The sequence below is a fragment of the Rhodococcus sp. M8 genome (genome assembly GCF_015654185.1).
In the GTDB taxonomy this organism is placed as follows: Bacteria; Actinomycetota; Actinomycetes; order Mycobacteriales; family Mycobacteriaceae; genus Rhodococcus; species Rhodococcus aetherivorans.
In genome coordinates, this window is sequence record NZ_CP064065.1 from 4,333,638 (window position 1) to 4,349,607 (window position 15,970).

Consider the following 15,970-nt stretch of genomic DNA (forward strand, 5'->3'; position numbering starts at 1 on the left):
TAAACGGCTATTCACTTAGCCTAGTAAACAATTATTCACCCCACGCGGAGGAGGACCGATGGCGTACGTGTCCACCCACCCCCTCCGGCTGCGCGGGTCCCGGCCGGACCGGCCCCTCGCCGCGGCGTCCGCCGGTGGGTCGGGAACGGCCGTCGCGCCCCGGCCGTCGCGTTTCGTCTTCCCGATCCTCGCGGTCGGGGCGATCTTCCAGGCGATCATGCAGACGGTCATGGTGCCGCTGCTGCCGAGCATGCCGGCCCTGACGGGCGCCGACACCACGGCCGTGTCGTGGCTGGTGACGACCACGCTGCTCGTCGGGGCCGTGATGACCCCGATCTTCGGGCGGCTCGCCGACATGATCGGCAAGAAGCGCATGCTGCTCGTCGCCCTGGTCCTGATGACCGTCGGGTCGCTGCTCTGCGCGATCAGTTCGAACATCGCGGTGCTCATCACCGCCCGCGGCCTGCAGGGCGCGGGCGCCGCGATCATCCCGATCGGCATGTCGATCCTGCGCGAGGAACTGCCCAGGGAACGGATCGGACGGGCGATCGCCCTGCTCAGCTCCACGCTCGGACTGGGCACCGCCCTGGGCATCCCGTTCGCCGCGGCCATCGTCCAGTTCGCGAACTGGCACGTGCTGTTCTGGGTCACCACCGCGATCGGCGCGGCGGTGATGACCGCGGCCGCGGTGTTCATCCGGGAGTCCCGCACCCGCACCGGCGGCCGGTTCGACGGCGTCGGCGCGGTCGGCCTGACCGCCGCGCTGGTGAGCCTGCTCGTCCCGATCACACAGGGCAGCACCTGGGGCTGGACCAGCCCGGCCGTGCTGTCGATGTTCGCCGCCGCCGTGGTCCTGTTCGGACTGTGGGGCTTCCAGCAGCTGCGCAACCGCAACCCCCTCGTGGATCTGCGGGTCTCGGCGCGGCGCACCGTCCTGATGCCGCACCTGGCCGCCCTGCTGGTCGGGTTCGCGTTCTACGGCAACACCCTCATCACCACGCAGCTGCTGCAGGCCGACCCGGACCGCGGCGCCGGTTACGGGCTGCCGATCCTGCTCGCGGCCCTGTGCCAGCTGCCGGCGAGCTTCGCGATGATGTCGTTCTCCCTCGTCGCGGCGCGGTTGTCCGACCGGTGGGGAACGAAGGTCCCCATGCTGGCCGGCGCACTGTTCCTGCTGTGCGGATACTCGCTGCATGCGGTGCCGGACAAGCCGCTGTGGTCGGTGGTGGTGGCGCTCGGCGTCGCCGCCATCGGCACCACCCTCGTGTACTGCACGCTGCCGGTGCTGATCATGGGCGCGGTCCCGCTGGAGCAGACCGCCGCGGCGAACGGTGTCAACGTGCTGCTGCGCACCACGGGCAGCACCGTGTGCAGCGCGGTGGTCGCGACCGTTCTCGCGGCGCATCTGTCGAACGGGGGCATCACCACGGCGGGATTCTCGATCGCCTACCTGGTGTGCGCGACGTGCGCGGTGGTGGTGTTCGTCGCCGCGCTCGCCCTGCCGGCGGCGAACCGGCGTCCCGCCGAGCACGTCGCCGAGGTGCCCGCCGGGTGACGCACGCCGGCCCGCCACCCCTCCCGGGCGGCAGGCCGGCGCCCTCCCCTCCCCCCGGATCAGTACCCCACGCCGAGATCCCGGGGGCGGTAGCCCTCCGGATATCCCGGATAGGTGCGGTTGTTGGGGTTGCTCGCCGCCCGCGAGAGCCGTCGCTTGGGCAGCCGGCGCACCACCGCGGACCGGGCGCGCAGCGCGGCCTCCGCGACCGCCCGGACCCGCGCAGAGCCCTGCGGGAACCCGAACGCCGCGGCCATCCGCTCGTCGATCAGCGCGTACACCGCGGTGGCGACGGCGGGTGCGAGCGCCTTCGGATACCACGACTGGAACAGCCGCAGGGTGTAGGTGCCGATGCGGTGGTTGTCGTCGCTGTAGGTGAAGTGCTCGTCCTCGTAGTCCAGCTTGAACCGCTGGAACTCCTGGTAGGACTCCGGAATGTCCTTGATGCCCATCCGGATTCCCACCTGCCGGTAGAAGTGGAACGAGGCGAGGCGCTCGTGCGGGTGCAGCCGCCGCCAGCCGTAGCGGTCGATCCAGTCGATCGGGTCGTAGACGAACGTCGAGAGCACGTAGAGCATGTCGTCGTTGTCGATCGAGTACCTGCCGTGCATCCGGTTGACGTTGCGCAGCGACTCGCGGCCCCGTTCGGAGTCGTAGCCGTGCTCGACGAGCTCGGACATCAGGATCGCGGTGTCGTCGTAGCGCTTCTGCGGGCGGTGCTCGAACTCGCCGGTGCGGGCCAGCAGCGCGGAGATGCTCGGCACGCAGTAGGTACGGAACAGCGCGAACTCGAGCGACCGCTGGTAGTCCCACGGGAACTCGTAGCCCGCGGTGATCCGCAGGATGTCCTGATGGTGGGTCACCGGGTCCAGGCCCTCGATCACCTTCAGCCAGCCGAACCGGCCGAGCCCGGCGTGCGGGTCCCGGTTCGGCGCCGGGAAGGTGGTGGCCTTCTCCGTCCGGGCGTCGGGGCGGGCGGCGACGGACGCGCCGCGCGTGCGTTCCTGGGTGCGGTCGGGGGAGGTCGACGTCATCGGTGTCACCGCCCGTGCCGGGTCTTGAGCATCCACGCGGCGATCTTCATGTCCCGCGCGGTGCGCTCGAGCGTGAGCAGGTTCAGCGGGGCCCGGAACCTCTCGACGGTCACCGACTTGGGCCGGCTGAATTCGCGCAGGCCGTCGGCGCCGTGGATGCGGCCGAACCCGGATTCGCCGATGCCGCCGAACGGCAGCGACGGGATGCCCGCGAAGCCGAGCACCGAGTTCACCGACACCATGCCGGTGCGCAATCGGTCGGCGATCTTGCGGCCGCGGGAGCGGTCCTTGGTGAACACCGACGCGCCGAGGCCGTAGTCGGTGGCGTTGGCGCGCTCGACGGCCTCGTCGAGATCGCGCACCTTGTTGACCACCACCGTCGGGCCGAAGGTCTCCTCGCACACGGCGGAGGACCGCTCCGGCACGTCGGTGAGGATCACCGGGTCGACGTAGCGGTCGTGCACCGACTCGCGACCGCCGACGACGGCCTCGGCGCCGTGATCGAGGGCGTCGTCGATCTGGCCGCGCACGATGTCGATCTGCCGGGGCAGCGTCATCGGGCCGTAGCTGGCGTCGTCGGTGCCGCCGGGGCGCACCCGCTCGATGGTGGCGGTGAGCTTGTCGAGGAACTGCCGGTAGACCGGCTCGACGACGTAGATGCGTTCGACGCCGGCGCAGGTCTGGCCCGCATTCCCGAACGCGCCGAACGCGGCCATCTCCACGGCCTTGTCGAGGTCGGCGTCCTCGGCGACGATCATCGCGTCCTTGCCGCCGCACTCGGCGACGAGCGGGGTGAGGGTCTCGGCGCACACGGCCATGACCTTGCGGGCGGTGGCGCCGGAGCCGGTGAAGGCGATCTTGTCGACACCGGAGCGGGCGAGTGCCGCGCCCGTCTCGCCGAGGCCGGTGACCACCTGGAACACCGGCTGCGTGGGAGCGAGCGCGTTCCACTTCTGCTCGAGCCACCTGCCCACGCCCGGGGTCAGTTCGGACGGCTTGAACACGACGGCGTTGCCGGCGGCGAGGGCGTAGGAGATCGAGCCCATCGGGGTGTAGACCGGGTAGTTCCACGGCCCGATGACGCCGATCACGCCGAGCGGCTGGTACTCGAGCGTGGCGTGCTGGTTGGCGCTGGCGAGGCCGGACGGCACCCTGCGGGGGCGCAGCACCTTCTTGGCGTTGCGGGCGGCCCAGTCGAGGTGCTCGATCGCGAGCATCACCTCGAGGAAGGCGTCGCCGCGCGGCTTGCCGGTCTCGGCGGAGACGACGGCCGCGAGGGCCTCGGCGTCGGCTGCGACGGCCTTCTTGAACTCGAGCAGCCAGTCCCGGCGGCCGCGGAAGCCCTGGGCGGCCCACCAGCGGGCGGCCGACCGGGCGCGGTCGACGGCGGCGGCCACGTCGGTGGCGTCGGCGATCGGGTACTCCGCGAGGACGGAACCGTCGCGCGGGTCGAGGCTGGTGAACGTGGCGGACGAGGGAGCGGGCGACGGCGTGCCGGGGGTGCTGAGGTCCTGGGTCATGGAGTGACGCTTCCTTCACTGGGTCGCATCAAATATATTTGATGTGATTCACTGTCGTGGATCTCACACTAGGCGGCGCGCCCGGCGTCGACAACCCCCCACTACTTGTCCAGGCCAGGAGGCCGATCCCATGCACACCAACCTCACCGAGTTCACTCCGGAGCAGCAGGACTTCGCGGCGGCCGTCGCCGACTTCTGCCGCCGTGAGGTGGGCACCCGCGCCCAGCGCGACGCCCTCACCGACCACGGCACGCACAGCCACAGCCAGGAGCTGTACCGGAAGATGGCCGACCTCGGCTGGCTCGGCGTGACCGTCCCCGAGGAGTTCGGCGGGTCCGCCGGCAGCACGGTCGACCTGTGCATCCTGCTCGAGCAGAGCACGCGCGGCATGGCCCCCATCGGCGGCATCGGCCCCACCCTCATCACCGGCGCCGCCTACGAGAAGTTCGGCACGCAAGCGCAGAAGGAGACCGTGCTCGGGGGCATCGTCGAGGGCCGGTCCCAGTCCATCTCCATGTCCGAGCCCGAGGCCGGTTCCGACGTCGGCGCCCTGACCTGCCGCGCCGAGAAGATCGACGACGGTTGGCTGATCAACGGCCAGAAGACCTGGTGCTCCAACGCGCACTTCGCCGACAACATCCTGCTCGTCGCCCGCACCGACCGCAGCGGCGCCAAGCACCAGGGCCTGACCATGTTCCATCTGCCGGCCGGCACGCCGGGCCTGAAGATCAGCGGCATCGACACCATGGGCGGCAAGGAGGTCAACGACCTCTACCTCACCGACGTGCGCCTGCCGGAGGACGCCGTCGTCGGCGAGGTCGGCAACGGCTGGACCCAGCTGATGGCCGGGCTGAACACCGAGCGGCTCATCCTGGCCGCGATGATGCTCGGCACCGCGCAGCGCGCCTTCGACGACGCCCTGCAGTTCGTCACCGAACGCAAGCAGTTCGGCCGCCCGGTCGGCACGTTCCAGGCGATCCGTCACCGGGTCGCGGACCTGGCCACCGAGATCGAGGCGACCCGGCTGCTGGTGTACCGCGTCGCGCGCCTCGTCGATGCCAACCCGGGCACGCTGTTTCCGCGCGAGGCGTCCATGGTCAAGCTCAAGGCCACCGAGGTGGCGAAGACGACCGCCCTCGAAGGCATGCAGATGATGGGTGGCTACGGGTACGCCACCGAATTCGACATGGAACACCACGTGCGCAGGACGATCGTGTCGACGATCTTCGGCGGCACCAACGAGATCCAGCGCGACATCATCGGCAAGAGCTACGGGCTGTAGACCGATGACGGCACCGGCCCGAGCGTCGCGCGGACTACGGCGACGGCCCCAGCTCTCCGAGGAGGTCGCGACCCACCTGCGCGGACTCATCATCTCCGGTGCGCTGCGGCCCGGCGACTTCGTGCGGCTCGACGAGACCGCCGCCGAACTCGGGGTCAGCGTCACCCCGGTCCGGGAGGCGCTGCTGACGCTGCGCGGCGAGGGCTTGGTGCAGTCGGTACCCAACCGCGGCTACGTCGTCTCGCCGCTCGACCGGGGCGACGTGGCCGACATCTTCTGGCTGCAGAAGCAGATCGCGGTGGAACTGGCCCTGCGCGCGCTGCGCTCCGCGGAACCCGCGGACCTCGAGCGGTGGAGCGCCCTGAACGATGCGCTGTGCCTGGCCGTCGAGTCCGGAGAGGCACAGCGGATCGCCGACGCGGAGTTCGAGTTTCACCGGTACCTGAACCGGATCGCGGCCAGTCCGAAGCTCGCCTGGTTTCTCTACTGTGCGGCGCGCTACACCCCGTACCGGCTCTACGCGGCGGATCCGGGTTGGGGCCGGCTCGCTGTCGCGTCGCACGCCCGGCTGATCGACGCGTTCCGCAGGGGGGACCGCGCCGAGGTGATCGCGCAGACCGAGGTGCAGTTCGACGACGCGGTGGCCCGGTTGCTGGCCCACCTGGACCGGATCGCACCTCGCAGCTGACCCGCACCCCGGGTGGCGGTGGTTGCGGTGGTCGTGAGGGCCGAATGTCACATTCCTTCGATCAGACCGAGGTGATGTGACATTCGGCCACTGCCAACAGGATTGGGCGCTACAGCGCGACGTCGCGTTCGAGGCCGAACCAGTAGTGTTCGCCCGCGTCGAAGACGAGGTTGCCCTTGCCGTTCATGACCCCGACGAGCGTGTCGTCGTCGGCCTTCTTGAAGTGGTCGAACACGGGCATGCCGTCGTAGACCATCGTGGCGGTGACCTCGCCGCGGAACCGGATCTCCCACAGGCTCGCCTCGCCGCGCCCGGTGTCGACGTCGGAGAAGAGTTCCCCGTTCGTGTCGTAGCACAGCAGCGGCTGCACGTCGTCGGCGGCGGCGAACTGCTTGCCGTACCACCGGGCCCGGCCGAGGAGGGTGTGGGTCCGGTGGCCGGTGTCGAAACTGAATCCGCGCCAGCGATATCCGATGAGATCGTCGAGGCGGGCGGGCTCCAGACGCGTCCACAGGGCGTCGAGTTCGCGCGGGGAGATCGCGTCGGTCCGGCTGCGCAGTGCGGCCAGCTCGTCGGCCACGGTCATGGTCACTCCTGAGGGTCGAAGGTGAGTACTGCCTTGACGACGTCGCCGGCCCGGACGGCGGCGAGCGCCTCGTCGAATCGTTCGAACGGGAAGGTGCGGATCAGTTTCTCCACCGGGAACGAGCCCTGCTGCCACAGACGGACGAGTTCGGGGAGGAACACGTGCGGGTCGGCGTCCCCCTCGATCACCCCGGTGAGGGTGCGCCCGTTGAGCAGATGCGTCTGGTCGACGGTGACCGGATTCCGGCCGGCGCGCAGTCCCAGCGTGACACAGGTGCCGGGGATCGTGAGCGAGGCCAGTGCCTGCCGGATCACCGCTTCGGTACCGACGGCTTCGACGGCGTGATCGACGCCCCCACCGGTGATCTCGCGGATCCGCCGGCCGGGGTCGGGGTGCTCGTCGGGGTTCAGCGTCTCCGTCGCACCGAGTTCGCGGGCGAGCGCGTGCCGCCTCGGGTTCGGGTCGACGCCGACGACGGTGCCGCACCCGGCGATCCGGGCGGCCATGACGGCGGCCATGCCGACCGCGCCGAGACCGAACACGGCGATCGACGAGCCGGGTTCGGGCCGCAGGACCCGCAGCACCGCTCCGGCGCCGGTCTGCAACCCGCAGCCCAGCGGTCCGGCCGGGACGAGCGGAACGTCGTCCGGCAGGCGCACGGCGTTGCGTTCGGTGGCGATCGCGAGGGACGCGAACGACGACTGTCCGAACCAGTTCCCGTGCAGGGGCGCCCCCGACGCGTCGCACAGGGTGGTCGAACCGTCCGGGCGACGGCCGCCGTAGTTGAGCGGGGCGAAGCGGGTGCAGTAGGCCGGGCGGCCGCGCGCGCAGTTGCGGCACGTGCGGCACGAGTCGAATCCGAGCACCACCGGGTCGCCGACGGCGAGAGCGGTGACGTCGGGGCCGATCTCGACGACGGTGCCCGCACCCTCGTGTCCGAGGACGGCCGGCAGCGGGATCGGGACCCCGCCGGCGGCGGCGGTGAGATCGGTGTGGCAGATGCCGACGCCACCGATCCGGACGAGGACCTCGTCGGGCCGCAGCGGCGGCAACTCGATCGGCTCCGCCCGCGGCGTCGTCCCGTAGTCGCGCAGTACCGCCGCGGTGGCCGTGTGCGTCACGAGTTCGCCTCCCGCGGGGCGCTGTTGCCGAGGAGGGTGACCAGCATCAGTTGCTGCACCCGGCTCTCGTTGGACGGGGTGGGTTCGAAGTGCATCAGCCGGCCTATGTCGAGCACGAGGTTCAGCGCGGCATGGACCAGGAATCGGCACTCGACCGCGGACAGGCCCGGCCGGACGTCGGCGAGCAGACGGGCCCATTCCTCGACGTTGAGCCGCTGGATGTTGCGCAGGTCGGTGCGGTGGGCGGCGGGCAGGCTGCCGATCTCCGTGAAGTACACCGACATCAGCTCGCTCTGGGCGAAGGACAACCGGACGTACACGTCGGTGAGGGCGCGCAGCGCCTCGGCCGGAGACGTGGAGTCGGCCAGCGCGGTGTTCACGGCGACGGAGAGCCGGTCCGCGGCCCGGTGGAAGGCCGCGGCGAGCAGGTCGGACTTGCTCGCGAAGTGCCGGTAGACCCCGGAGGCGTTGATGCCGGCTGCGGCGCCGATCTCCTCGATGCTCACGTCGTGGTACCCCCGGGCGTGGAACAGCAGGATCGCCTCGTGCAGCAGCACCTCGCGTTTGTTGGCGACGGCGAGGCCGGGGGTCCGGACGGCCGCGGCGCGCGACGGGCCGGCCGCCTCGAGCCGGACCGCGGCCACCGACCGGCACGCGTCCAGCAGCAACCGCTCGATCCGGCGGTTGGACAGCGGCGCCCGATGGGCGGTGATGCTGCCGACGACGCTGAGCATGGCGGCGCTGAGCAACACGTTGTCCGGCTCCGGCAGGTCCGGGCGCAGGGCGGCCAGGGCGGCGCCGACACGGCGGTTGACGCCCCAGATCACGCTGCGGACCTCGCTGCGGTCCTCGGCCGTCAGGTAGCGGTTCTCCCACCGGTAGAGCCCGGCGGTGCGGCGGCACTCGACGGTGGTGCGGATCGCGGCGAGCAGCAGCCGGTCGAGCCGCTCGGCGGGATCGTCCACCGCGTCCTCGTCCGCCTCGGCGACGGCCGTGCCGAGCGTCGTGCCCAGGCTCAGCGCGGCGTCCCGGAACAGCGCGTACTTGTTGGGGAAGTGCCGATAGAGGGCGGGGCCGGAAATGCCGACCGCGGCGGCGATCTCGTCGATCCCGACACCGTGGTAACCCCGTTCGCTGAATGCTTCCGCGGCGACGGCAGCGATCTGGGCCTTGCGGTTCTTCGGCCGCCGTCGCGGAGCCGGGGCCGCCTCGGTCGACGTGCGGGCGGTCGACCGTGTCCGCGTCGCCCGCGAACCGGTCCGGGTCTGCTCCGCCACCGTACCTCCATCCATGCCGGGCGTGATCCCGGCAGCCTATCGCAAACGTTAGCGTCCAGCACCATATCCGCGGCGGCGAATTCCGTCGGGCTGCCCTGCGGAAAAGCCTGCGGAGAGCCCTTGACAAACCAGACCGCACACCGCGAAAGTTAACGAGAATTCTTGAAGTCATCGCGGTACCCGGCGCTGTGCCGGACGTGTCCGTCCCCTGCGCGTCGCGGCGCAGGTCCAGGATCCGAGGAGGTCCAGTGAGAACCCGATTCACCGAGGCATTCGGGGTCGAGCACCCCATCGTCCAGGGCGGGATGATGTGGGTCGGTCGCGCCGAGCTCGTCGCCGCCGTGGCCGAATCCGGCGCCCTGGGATTCCTGACCGCGCTCACCCAGCCGACGCCCGAGGACCTCGTGAAGGAGATCGCCCGGACCCGCGAGCTCACCGACAAGCCCTTCGGCGTCAATCTGACGATCCTGCCGTCGATCACCCCGCCGCCGTACGCCGAGTACCGGCAGGCCATCATCGAGTCGGGCATCAAGATCGTCGAGACGGCCGGCTCCAACCCGGTCGACCATCTGCCCCACCTGAAGGACGCCGGCGTCAAGGTCGTCCACAAGTGCACGAGCGTGCGGCACGCGCTCAAGGCGGAACGGGTCGGCGTCGACGCCGTCAGCATCGACGGGTTCGAGTGCGCCGGTCATCCCGGCGAGGACGACGTGCCCGGCCTCGTCCTGATCCCCGCGGCCACCCGGCAACTGCAGATCCCGGTGATCGCCTCGGGCGGCATCGCCGACGCGCGCGGTCTCGTCGCCGCGCTCGCCCTGGGCGCGGACGGGGTCAACATGGGGACCCGGTTCATGTGCACCGTCGAGTCGCCCGTCGCACACGCGGTCAAGGAACAGATCGTCGCCAACACCGAACGCGACACCAGGCTCATCTTCCGCACCCTCCACAACACCGCCCGCGTGGCGGCGAACTCGATCAGCGCGGAGGTCGTCGAGATCGAATCGCGCGGAGCCGAGTTCGGCGACATCGCGCACCTCGTCGCCGGCGCGCGTGGCCGGAAGGTGTTCGAGGACGGCGATCTCGAGGCGGGCATCTGGACGGCCGGGCAGAGCCAGGGCCTGATCGACGACATCCCGACCGTGGCCGAACTCGTCGACCGCATGGTGACCGAGGCGGAGTCGATCATCGAGGACCGGCTCCGCGGATTCGTCGGACACGGGGTCCGGGCATGAGTACGCCGACCGTCGCGGGGCTGCGGTCGGAACTCGCCGACGGCATCCTGCGTCTGACCATCGACCGGCCGAAGCGGATGAACGCCGTGGACCTGCCGACCATGCGGGCGCTCGGCGCCGCGCTGGACGAGGCCGGCGCCGATCCCCGGGTTCGCACCGTCGTCCTCACCGGCGAGGGGACCGCGTTCTGTACCGGAGCCGATATCGCTGCGGCGGCGACGAATCCGGCCGACCCGTCCGAGGTCATGGACGCCGCGAACGCGGTGATCCGATCCCTCGCGACGGTTCCGGTGCCAGTGATCGCTGCCGTCAACGGCCCGGCCGCGGGGGTGGGTGTGTCGATGGCTGTCGCGGCGGACCTCACCTACGCCACGGAGAGCGCCTACTTCCTGCTGTCGTTCGTGAACATGGGGCTGATGCCTGACGGCGGCGCGAGCCTGCTCGTTCCTGCCGCGGTCGGACGTGCGCGGGCCGCGGAGATGGCGTTGCTCGGCGAGCGGGTCTCGGCCGCGGACGCCGACCGGTTCGGCCTCGTCGCGCGCACGCTGCCGGACGCGGAGTTCGCCGCGCACGTCGACGCCGTGGCGGCCCGGACGGCGACCATGCCGCGGCGCGCCTTCGAGCTGACCAAGCGGGCCCTCACCGCAGCGACACTCGGCCGGCTCGACGACGCGCTGGCACGGGAGAAGAGCGGCCAGACGGAACTGCTCGCCTCGGCGGACTTCGCCGAGGCGGCCATGGCCATGCTCGAGAAGCGCCCACCCCGATTCTCCTGACGATCGCTCGCATACTTCCAGGCCCGGGTGCCCGGGCCGCCGAGGGGCGGGTCTGCGCCGAGGATCTCTGTTATACCCCTGGGCAGCAGTGATATTCATGCCGGAGCGCGGTCCATTCTGCGTGCACCCGCCCCTGCGTCGACGGTCAGATCGGATGAGAATTTCGATTAACAAAGTGGTGGCCGAATGTGGCCGATGCCTGTAATGTGCCTCACATCGAGAACCGGGATCGCGTCCCGTCGGCACCCCCGTCACGCCCCGAGAGGAACCCTCATGGTCACCCCGTCAGCCCTCGCCGAGACCCAGCGCCTGCGCCGCAACAACTGGAACAACCACGTCGCGCGGCACGCTCTGATGATCCCGGACCGCACTGCGCTGCGGTTCCAGGGCCGGTCGATCACGTGGGCGGAGTTGCACGAGCGGGTCGAGCGGCTCGCCGACGCCCTCGCGCGGCGCGGCGTCGGTTTCGGTGACCGGGTCGTCGTGCTCATGCTCAACCGCCCCGAATACCTCGAAACCGTGCTCGCCGCGAACGCCCTCGGCGCGATCGCCGTGCCGGTCAACTTCCGTCTCACCGCGCCCGAGGTGGCGTACCTGATGAACGACAGCGGGGCCTCGGCGATCGTGGTCGAGGCACCCCTCGCTCCGCTGGCCGCCGCGGCCCGCGCGGAGAGCGACGGGCTCGGCCTGGCCGTCACCGTCGGCGGGGCCCCGGACGGCGACAGCCTCGCCTACGAGGACCTGGTCGCCGAGGCCGGCCAGGCGCCCCCGGCCGTCGACGTCCCGGACGACACCCCGGCCCTGATCATGTACACGTCCGGGACCACGGGACGACCCAAGGGTGCGGTGCTCTCCCACAGCAACATGTCCGCGCAGGCCCTCACGTGCATCCGTGCGTTCCACCTGTTCGACGAGTCCGGCGTCGGGTTCTGCGCCTCGCCGATGTTCCACATCGCCGCACTCGGTGCGATGGCGCCCAACCTGATGCTGGGCGTCACCACCGTGATCCATCCGGTCGGGGCGTTCGACCCGGACGAGCTGCTCGACGTCCTCGAGGCCGAGCAGGTCACCAACCTGTTCCTGGTGCCGGTGCAATGGCAGGCGGTGTGCGCGGCACAGCAGGCGAACCTGCGGAAGCTGGCCCTGCGCAACATCTCCTGGGGCGCCGCACCGTCGTCCGACACGATCCTGCGCGCGATGGCCGAGACGTTCCCCGACGCGTCGAACGTCGCGGTGTTCGGCCAGACCGAGATGTCACCCATCACCTGCGTGCTCGACGGCGAGGACGCGCTGCGCAAGCTCGGCTCCGTCGGCCGCGTCATCCCCACCATCCAGGCGCGGGTCGTCGACGACGAGATGAACGACGTGGCCCCCGGTGAGGTCGGCGAGATCGTCTACCGCGGACCCACCATGATGAGCGAGTACTGGAACAACCCGGCTGCGACGGCGGATGCGTTCCACGGCGGCTGGTTCCACTCCGGCGACCTCGTGCGCGTCGACGAAGAGGGCTTCGTCTACGTCGTCGACCGCAAGAAGGACATGATCATCTCCGGCGGCGAGAACATCTACTGCGCCGAGGTCGAGAACGTGCTGTTCTCGCACCCGAAGATCCTCGAGGCCGCCGTGATCGGACGTCCGGATCCGAAGTGGGGCGAGGTGCCGGTCGCGGTGATCGCGTTGCGGCCCGGCCACGACGATCTCCCCCTGGACGAGCTGCAGCCGTTCCTCGACGAGCAACTCGCCCGCTACAAGCATCCGAAGGACATCGTGATCGTCGAGGCCCTGCCGCGCAACGCCAGCGGCAAGGTCGTCAAGCACCAGTTGCGCGGCGGCCTGTCGGCGGTCGTCCAGGGCTGAGACGCCGAGGAGCCATCGGGGGACGGGGAGGCCGCGATGACGCGTAAGGGGGTGTGGGAGTGACGTTCGAGCTGCCCGAGGCGAGGGGACCGGTGCACGACCTGGCGATCCAGGTCGGTGCGCTGGTCGGGTTCTCGGTAGAGACCCTCGCCACCACCGTGCGCGTCGTCGCCGGCCGTCGTCTCGCGCTCCGCGAGACGATCACGCAGGCGCTGTTCATCGCGAAGGTGTGCAGCGGCCCGGCGCTGCTGCTGATGCTGCCCGTCGGCGTGCTCATCGCGGTCTCCGTCGGCTCCCTCGCCGGCCAGCTCGGCGCCGGCGCGTACTCCGGCGCGATCGTCGCGTTCGTCGTGGTGGGTCAGGCAGCGGCGCTGGTGTGCGCGCTGATGCTCGCCGGTGTCGGCGGTTCCGCGATCTGCGCCGACCTGGGTTCCCGCACGATCCGCGAGGAGATCGAGGCGATGGAGGTGATGGGGCTGAACGTGGTCGAGCGGCTCGTCGTGCCGCGGCTGCTCGCCTCCGTTCTCGTGTCGGTGATGCTCTGCGCGCTCGTCACGCTCGTGGGTGTCGGCGGCTGCTACCGGGATGTGGGCCAGTGCGCCGCCGTTCACGGCGGTGGTGAAGGCCCGCGCGGGAAGGCCCGCCGGGGCCGAGCCGTGCCCTGGACGGGACGGTTCTGCTGCTCGATGTACTGGCGCACGATGCTCAGCGGCGCGCCGCCGACGGACCCGGCGAAGTAGGACCCGGACCACAGCCGTTGCGCGCGCCAGTAGTGCCGGACCAGGTCGGGGAACTCCTGGCGCAGACGGCGGGAGGAGACGCCTTTCAGGCTGTTGACCAGCTTCGTGACGGCGACCTTGGGCGGGTAGTTGACCAGCAGGTGTACGTGGGTGGCCTCACCGTTGAACTCGACCAGCTCGGCCTCGAAGTCCGTGCACACCGCGCGCATGATCTCTTCCATGCGGTTCAGGTGCCGGTCACCGAACACCTGGTGCCGGTACTTCGTGACGAAAACCAAGTGCACATGCATGAGGAACATGCAGTGTCTGCCAGTGCGGATGTTGTCGTCATCGCCCATAAACCAATACGGTACAGTGGTCTTTGTGCAGCTCAGGTACGCCTACCGTCTCGACCCGACCCCGGCCCAGCGTCGGGTGTTGGCGCGGGTGTTCGGCTGTGCCCGGGTGGTATTCAACGACGCCATCGTCGCTCGGCGGGCGGCGCACGAGGCGGGAGCGCCGTTCCCGACCGACGCGGCGCTGTCGAAGGCGCTGACCGCGGCGAAACGGACCCCGGAACGGGCATGGCTGGCCGAGGTGTCCGCCGTCGTCCTGCAACAGGCCCTCGCAGACGCCTGCGCCGCCTACCGGAACTTCTTCGCCTCCATCAACGGCACCCGGAAGGGTCGCAAGCTCGGCGCGCCCCGGTTCCGGTCACGGGCGGACCGGGCACAGTCGATCCGGTTCACCAAGGCCGCCCGGTTCCGGGTGCTCCCGAGCGGGCGGCTGCGGCTTCCGGGGGTCGGGGACGTCCCGGTGCGCTGGTCGCGCGACCTGCCCTCGGAGCCGTCGAGCGTGACGGTGACGGTGGACGCGGCCGGGCGGTACCACGCCTCGTTCGTCGTCGACGTCCCCGACCAGCCGTTGCCCCCCGTGCCGCACGAGGTGGGGATCGACCTGGGGCTGACACACTTCGCGGTACTGTCGGACGGCACGAAGGTCGACGCCCCCCGCATTGCACGCAAGGCGCAGGCCAAGCTGCGGACCGCGCAGAAGGAACTCGCCCGGCGGCAGAAGGGCTCAGCCCGCCGGGAGCGTGCGCGCCGAAAGGTGGCGCGCTGCCACGCCCGGGTCGGGAACACCCGCCGGGACTGGCTCCACAAGCTCTCCTCCACGATCGTCCGCGAGAACCAAGCGGTGTACGTGGAAGACCTCGCCGTGTCCGGGCTGGCCCGGACGAAGCTTGCCCGCTCGGTGCACGACGCCGGGTGGTCGACGTTCACGGCGATGATCGAGTACAAGGCACGGCGGCACGGGCGCACCTTCGCCCGGGTCGACCGGTGGTTCCCCTCCACGCGGGCGTGCTCGGTGTGCGGGGCCATCGGGGAGGCCAAGCCCCTGCACGTCCGGTCGTGGACCTGCCCGTGTGGCGCGGTCCACGACCGAGATGTGAACGCCGCGAAGAACATCCTGGCCGCGGGACGCGCGGACAGCCCAACGCTCGTGGAGCTGGTGTCAGCCGGGACCCCGGTCCCGCACCCGGCCGTGAAGCGAGAACCCGCCGGGAGCACCGCATGAGCGGCGCAGACCGGAATCCCCGCTGTTCACGGCGGGGAGGACGTCAACTGTACGAGATCTACGTCGACGACGACGCCTCCGGTGGTGCCTTCTGCGCACGCTGGCCGAGTACGGCCGGCTGTCGGATTTCGTGAGGCCGGTCGAGACACTCGACGCGGATCGCGCGACGGTGCTCGTGTTCCTCGACCAGGACGTGAAAAACGTCGCGGTGCCGGACGGGCGGGTCGACGCGACGCGGTTCCTGATCACCCTCGACCGGGTGGACGACCGGTGGCTGCTGCAGGGGGCGGACGCGAAATGACGATCCGCGAGGTGGCGAAGTGGCGGACCTGACCGGGCCCGGCGACGGAGCATCGGGCCGGATCAGGAGGCTCACGCAGGCCGCGCTCAACGCGGACGCGACGATCGCCCGGGTTGAAGGGGCGGCCGAGGGGATCGGCGTCTCGCTCGCGAACTTCGACCGCGTGCTCGGCCGGTTCGACGAGCAGCTCGGCGACTTCGCCGTGGCTGTGGACCGGCTCGGCGCGTCGATCGACCGGGTCGACCTGACCCTCCGCAAGATCGAGCGGATCGTGGATACCGCCGATTGGCTGCTCACTCCCGTCACCGCGGTCCGCGGGCAGCTGTCCCGGTGGTCCCCGGGAACAGTGCCGGTCCTGTCCGGAGCGTGGCACCGCGCGTCGGGACCGGTCGGCGCCGTGCTCCGCGGGCTCGGCCGTCCGGAATGAGAAAACCCGTCCGGAAG

General features: G+C 70.6%; 15 protein-coding genes and 1 pseudogene. 10 read left to right on the forward strand and 6 right to left on the reverse strand.

Annotation, left to right across the window (positions count from 1 at the left end; translation table 11 throughout):
• The first annotated feature begins 58 nt into the window (after positions 1–58).
• A complete protein-coding gene (locus ISO16_RS19580) occupies positions 59–1,555 on the forward strand; it encodes an MFS transporter (protein ID WP_072634052.1) in 1,497 nt (498 codons plus the stop codon).
• Between the two features lie 59 nt (positions 1,556–1,614).
• Here ISO16_RS19580 and ISO16_RS19585 read toward each other — a convergent pair whose 3' ends face one another.
• Together ISO16_RS19585 and ISO16_RS19590 are read right to left on the reverse strand one after the other, a co-directional pair.
• Positions 1,615–2,625 carry an oxygenase MpaB family protein gene (locus ISO16_RS19585; RefSeq protein WP_083662375.1) on the reverse strand — a complete coding sequence of 337 codons (1,011 nt, stop codon included), beginning with the start codon at positions 2,623–2,625 and terminating at the stop codon, positions 1,615–1,617.
• Complete coding sequence (locus ISO16_RS19590; protein WP_072634054.1) at positions 2,595–4,109, reverse strand: aldehyde dehydrogenase family protein; 1,515 nt, start codon at positions 4,107–4,109, stop codon at positions 2,595–2,597. The genes ISO16_RS19585 and ISO16_RS19590 overlap by 31 nt, the downstream gene beginning before the upstream one ends.
• Positions 4,110–4,239: 130 nt before the next feature.
• On the opposite strand from ISO16_RS19590, the gene ISO16_RS19595 reads away from it, so the two are divergent.
• Both ISO16_RS19595 and ISO16_RS19600 read left to right on the forward strand, forming a co-directional pair.
• Entirely contained in the window at positions 4,240–5,391 is a 1,152-nt protein-coding gene (locus tag ISO16_RS19595; protein ID WP_072634055.1) for an acyl-CoA dehydrogenase family protein, read from the forward strand.
• 4 nt (positions 5,392–5,395) lie between these two features.
• Complete coding sequence (locus ISO16_RS19600; protein WP_072634056.1) at positions 5,396–6,079, forward strand: GntR family transcriptional regulator; 684 nt, start codon at positions 5,396–5,398, stop codon at positions 6,077–6,079.
• Between the two features lie 109 nt (positions 6,080–6,188).
• Here the strand turns inward: ISO16_RS19600 and ISO16_RS19605 are convergent, their stop codons facing one another.
• The 3 genes from ISO16_RS19605 to ISO16_RS19615 are packed head-to-tail and all read right to left on the reverse strand — an operon-like array spanning position 6,189 to position 9,063.
• Positions 6,189–6,665 (reverse strand): DUF4334 domain-containing protein, encoded by a 477-nt coding sequence (locus ISO16_RS19605; RefSeq protein ID WP_072634057.1) that lies wholly within the window; start codon positions 6,663–6,665, stop codon positions 6,189–6,191.
• Positions 6,666–6,667: 2 nt separating this feature from the next.
• Positions 6,668–7,786, reverse strand: coding sequence for an NAD(P)-dependent alcohol dehydrogenase (locus ISO16_RS19610; RefSeq protein ID WP_083662376.1), 1,119 nt, complete (start codon positions 7,784–7,786; stop codon positions 6,668–6,670).
• Positions 7,783–9,063: a TetR/AcrR family transcriptional regulator gene (locus ISO16_RS19615; RefSeq protein WP_072634058.1), complete on the reverse strand. Its 1,281-nt coding sequence runs from the start codon at positions 9,061–9,063 to the stop codon at positions 7,783–7,785. Before ISO16_RS19615 ends, ISO16_RS19610 begins: the two co-directional genes overlap by 4 nt.
• A gap of 248 nt (positions 9,064–9,311) precedes the next feature.
• Between ISO16_RS19615 and ISO16_RS19620 the strand changes: the two genes are divergently transcribed.
• The 4 genes and pseudogenes from ISO16_RS19620 to ISO16_RS19635 form a co-directional block, all read left to right on the forward strand.
• A complete protein-coding gene (locus ISO16_RS19620; protein WP_072634059.1) occupies positions 9,312–10,295 on the forward strand; it encodes an NAD(P)H-dependent flavin oxidoreductase in 984 nt (327 codons plus the stop codon).
• Positions 10,292–11,071, forward strand: a complete 780-nt coding sequence (locus ISO16_RS19625) for an enoyl-CoA hydratase (protein WP_072634060.1) — start codon at positions 10,292–10,294, stop codon at positions 11,069–11,071. Before ISO16_RS19620 ends, ISO16_RS19625 begins: the two co-directional genes overlap by 4 nt.
• A 273-nt stretch (positions 11,072–11,344) precedes the next feature.
• A complete protein-coding gene (fadD5, locus tag ISO16_RS19630) occupies positions 11,345–12,928 on the forward strand; it encodes a fatty-acid--CoA ligase FadD5 (RefSeq protein WP_072634061.1) in 1,584 nt (527 codons plus the stop codon).
• A gap of 59 nt (positions 12,929–12,987) precedes the next feature.
• Positions 12,988–13,509 (forward strand): annotated as a pseudogene (locus ISO16_RS19635) (MlaE family ABC transporter permease); the annotation flags it as partial.
• A 26-nt stretch (positions 13,510–13,535) separates the two neighbouring features.
• On the opposite strand, the gene tnpA reads toward ISO16_RS19635, so the two are convergent.
• Positions 13,536–14,006, reverse strand: a complete 471-nt coding sequence (tnpA, locus tag ISO16_RS19640) for an IS200/IS605 family transposase (protein ID WP_072634062.1) — start codon at positions 14,004–14,006, stop codon at positions 13,536–13,538.
• Positions 14,007–14,031: 25 nt separating this feature from the next.
• Between tnpA and ISO16_RS19645 the strand changes: the two genes are divergently transcribed.
• The 3 genes from ISO16_RS19645 to ISO16_RS19655 all read left to right on the forward strand — a co-directional run bounded on the left by ISO16_RS19645 (position 14,032) and on the right by ISO16_RS19655 (position 15,953).
• On the forward strand, positions 14,032–15,225 hold the full coding sequence (locus ISO16_RS19645; protein ID WP_072634185.1) for an RNA-guided endonuclease InsQ/TnpB family protein: 1,194 nt from the start codon (positions 14,032–14,034) through the stop codon (positions 15,223–15,225).
• A gap of 130 nt (positions 15,226–15,355) precedes the next feature.
• Positions 15,356–15,526, forward strand: coding sequence for a hypothetical protein (locus tag ISO16_RS19650; RefSeq protein WP_170913967.1), 171 nt, complete (start codon positions 15,356–15,358; stop codon positions 15,524–15,526).
• Positions 15,527–15,545: 19 nt separating this feature from the next.
• The gene (locus tag ISO16_RS19655) at positions 15,546–15,953 is read left to right on the forward strand and encodes a hypothetical protein (protein WP_072634063.1); all 408 of its coding nucleotides are present in this window, start codon (positions 15,546–15,548) and stop codon (positions 15,951–15,953) included.
• The last annotated feature ends 17 nt before the right edge of the window (positions 15,954–15,970 follow it).

Excerpts from the sequence above, each read along its gene's own strand:
- ISO16_RS19590 (WP_072634054.1), bottom strand. The coding sequence starts at position 4,109 with ATGACCCAGGACCTCAGCACCCCCGGCACGCCGTCGCCCGCTCCCTCG.
- ISO16_RS19600 (WP_072634056.1), top strand. The coding sequence starts at position 5,396 with ATGACGGCACCGGCCCGAGCGTCGCGCGGACTACGGCGACGGCCCCAG.
- ISO16_RS19605 (WP_072634057.1), bottom strand. The coding sequence starts at position 6,665 with ATGACCGTGGCCGACGAGCTGGCCGCACTGCGCAGCCGGACCGACGCG.
- ISO16_RS19595 (WP_072634055.1), top strand. The coding sequence starts at position 4,240 with ATGCACACCAACCTCACCGAGTTCACTCCGGAGCAGCAGGACTTCGCG.
- fadD5 (WP_072634061.1), top strand. The coding sequence starts at position 11,345 with ATGGTCACCCCGTCAGCCCTCGCCGAGACCCAGCGCCTGCGCCGCAAC.
- tnpA (WP_072634062.1), bottom strand. The coding sequence starts at position 14,006 with ATGGGCGATGACGACAACATCCGCACTGGCAGACACTGCATGTTCCTC.
- ISO16_RS19625 (WP_072634060.1), top strand. The coding sequence starts at position 10,292 with ATGAGTACGCCGACCGTCGCGGGGCTGCGGTCGGAACTCGCCGACGGC.
- ISO16_RS19580 (WP_072634052.1), top strand. The coding sequence starts at position 59 with ATGGCGTACGTGTCCACCCACCCCCTCCGGCTGCGCGGGTCCCGGCCG.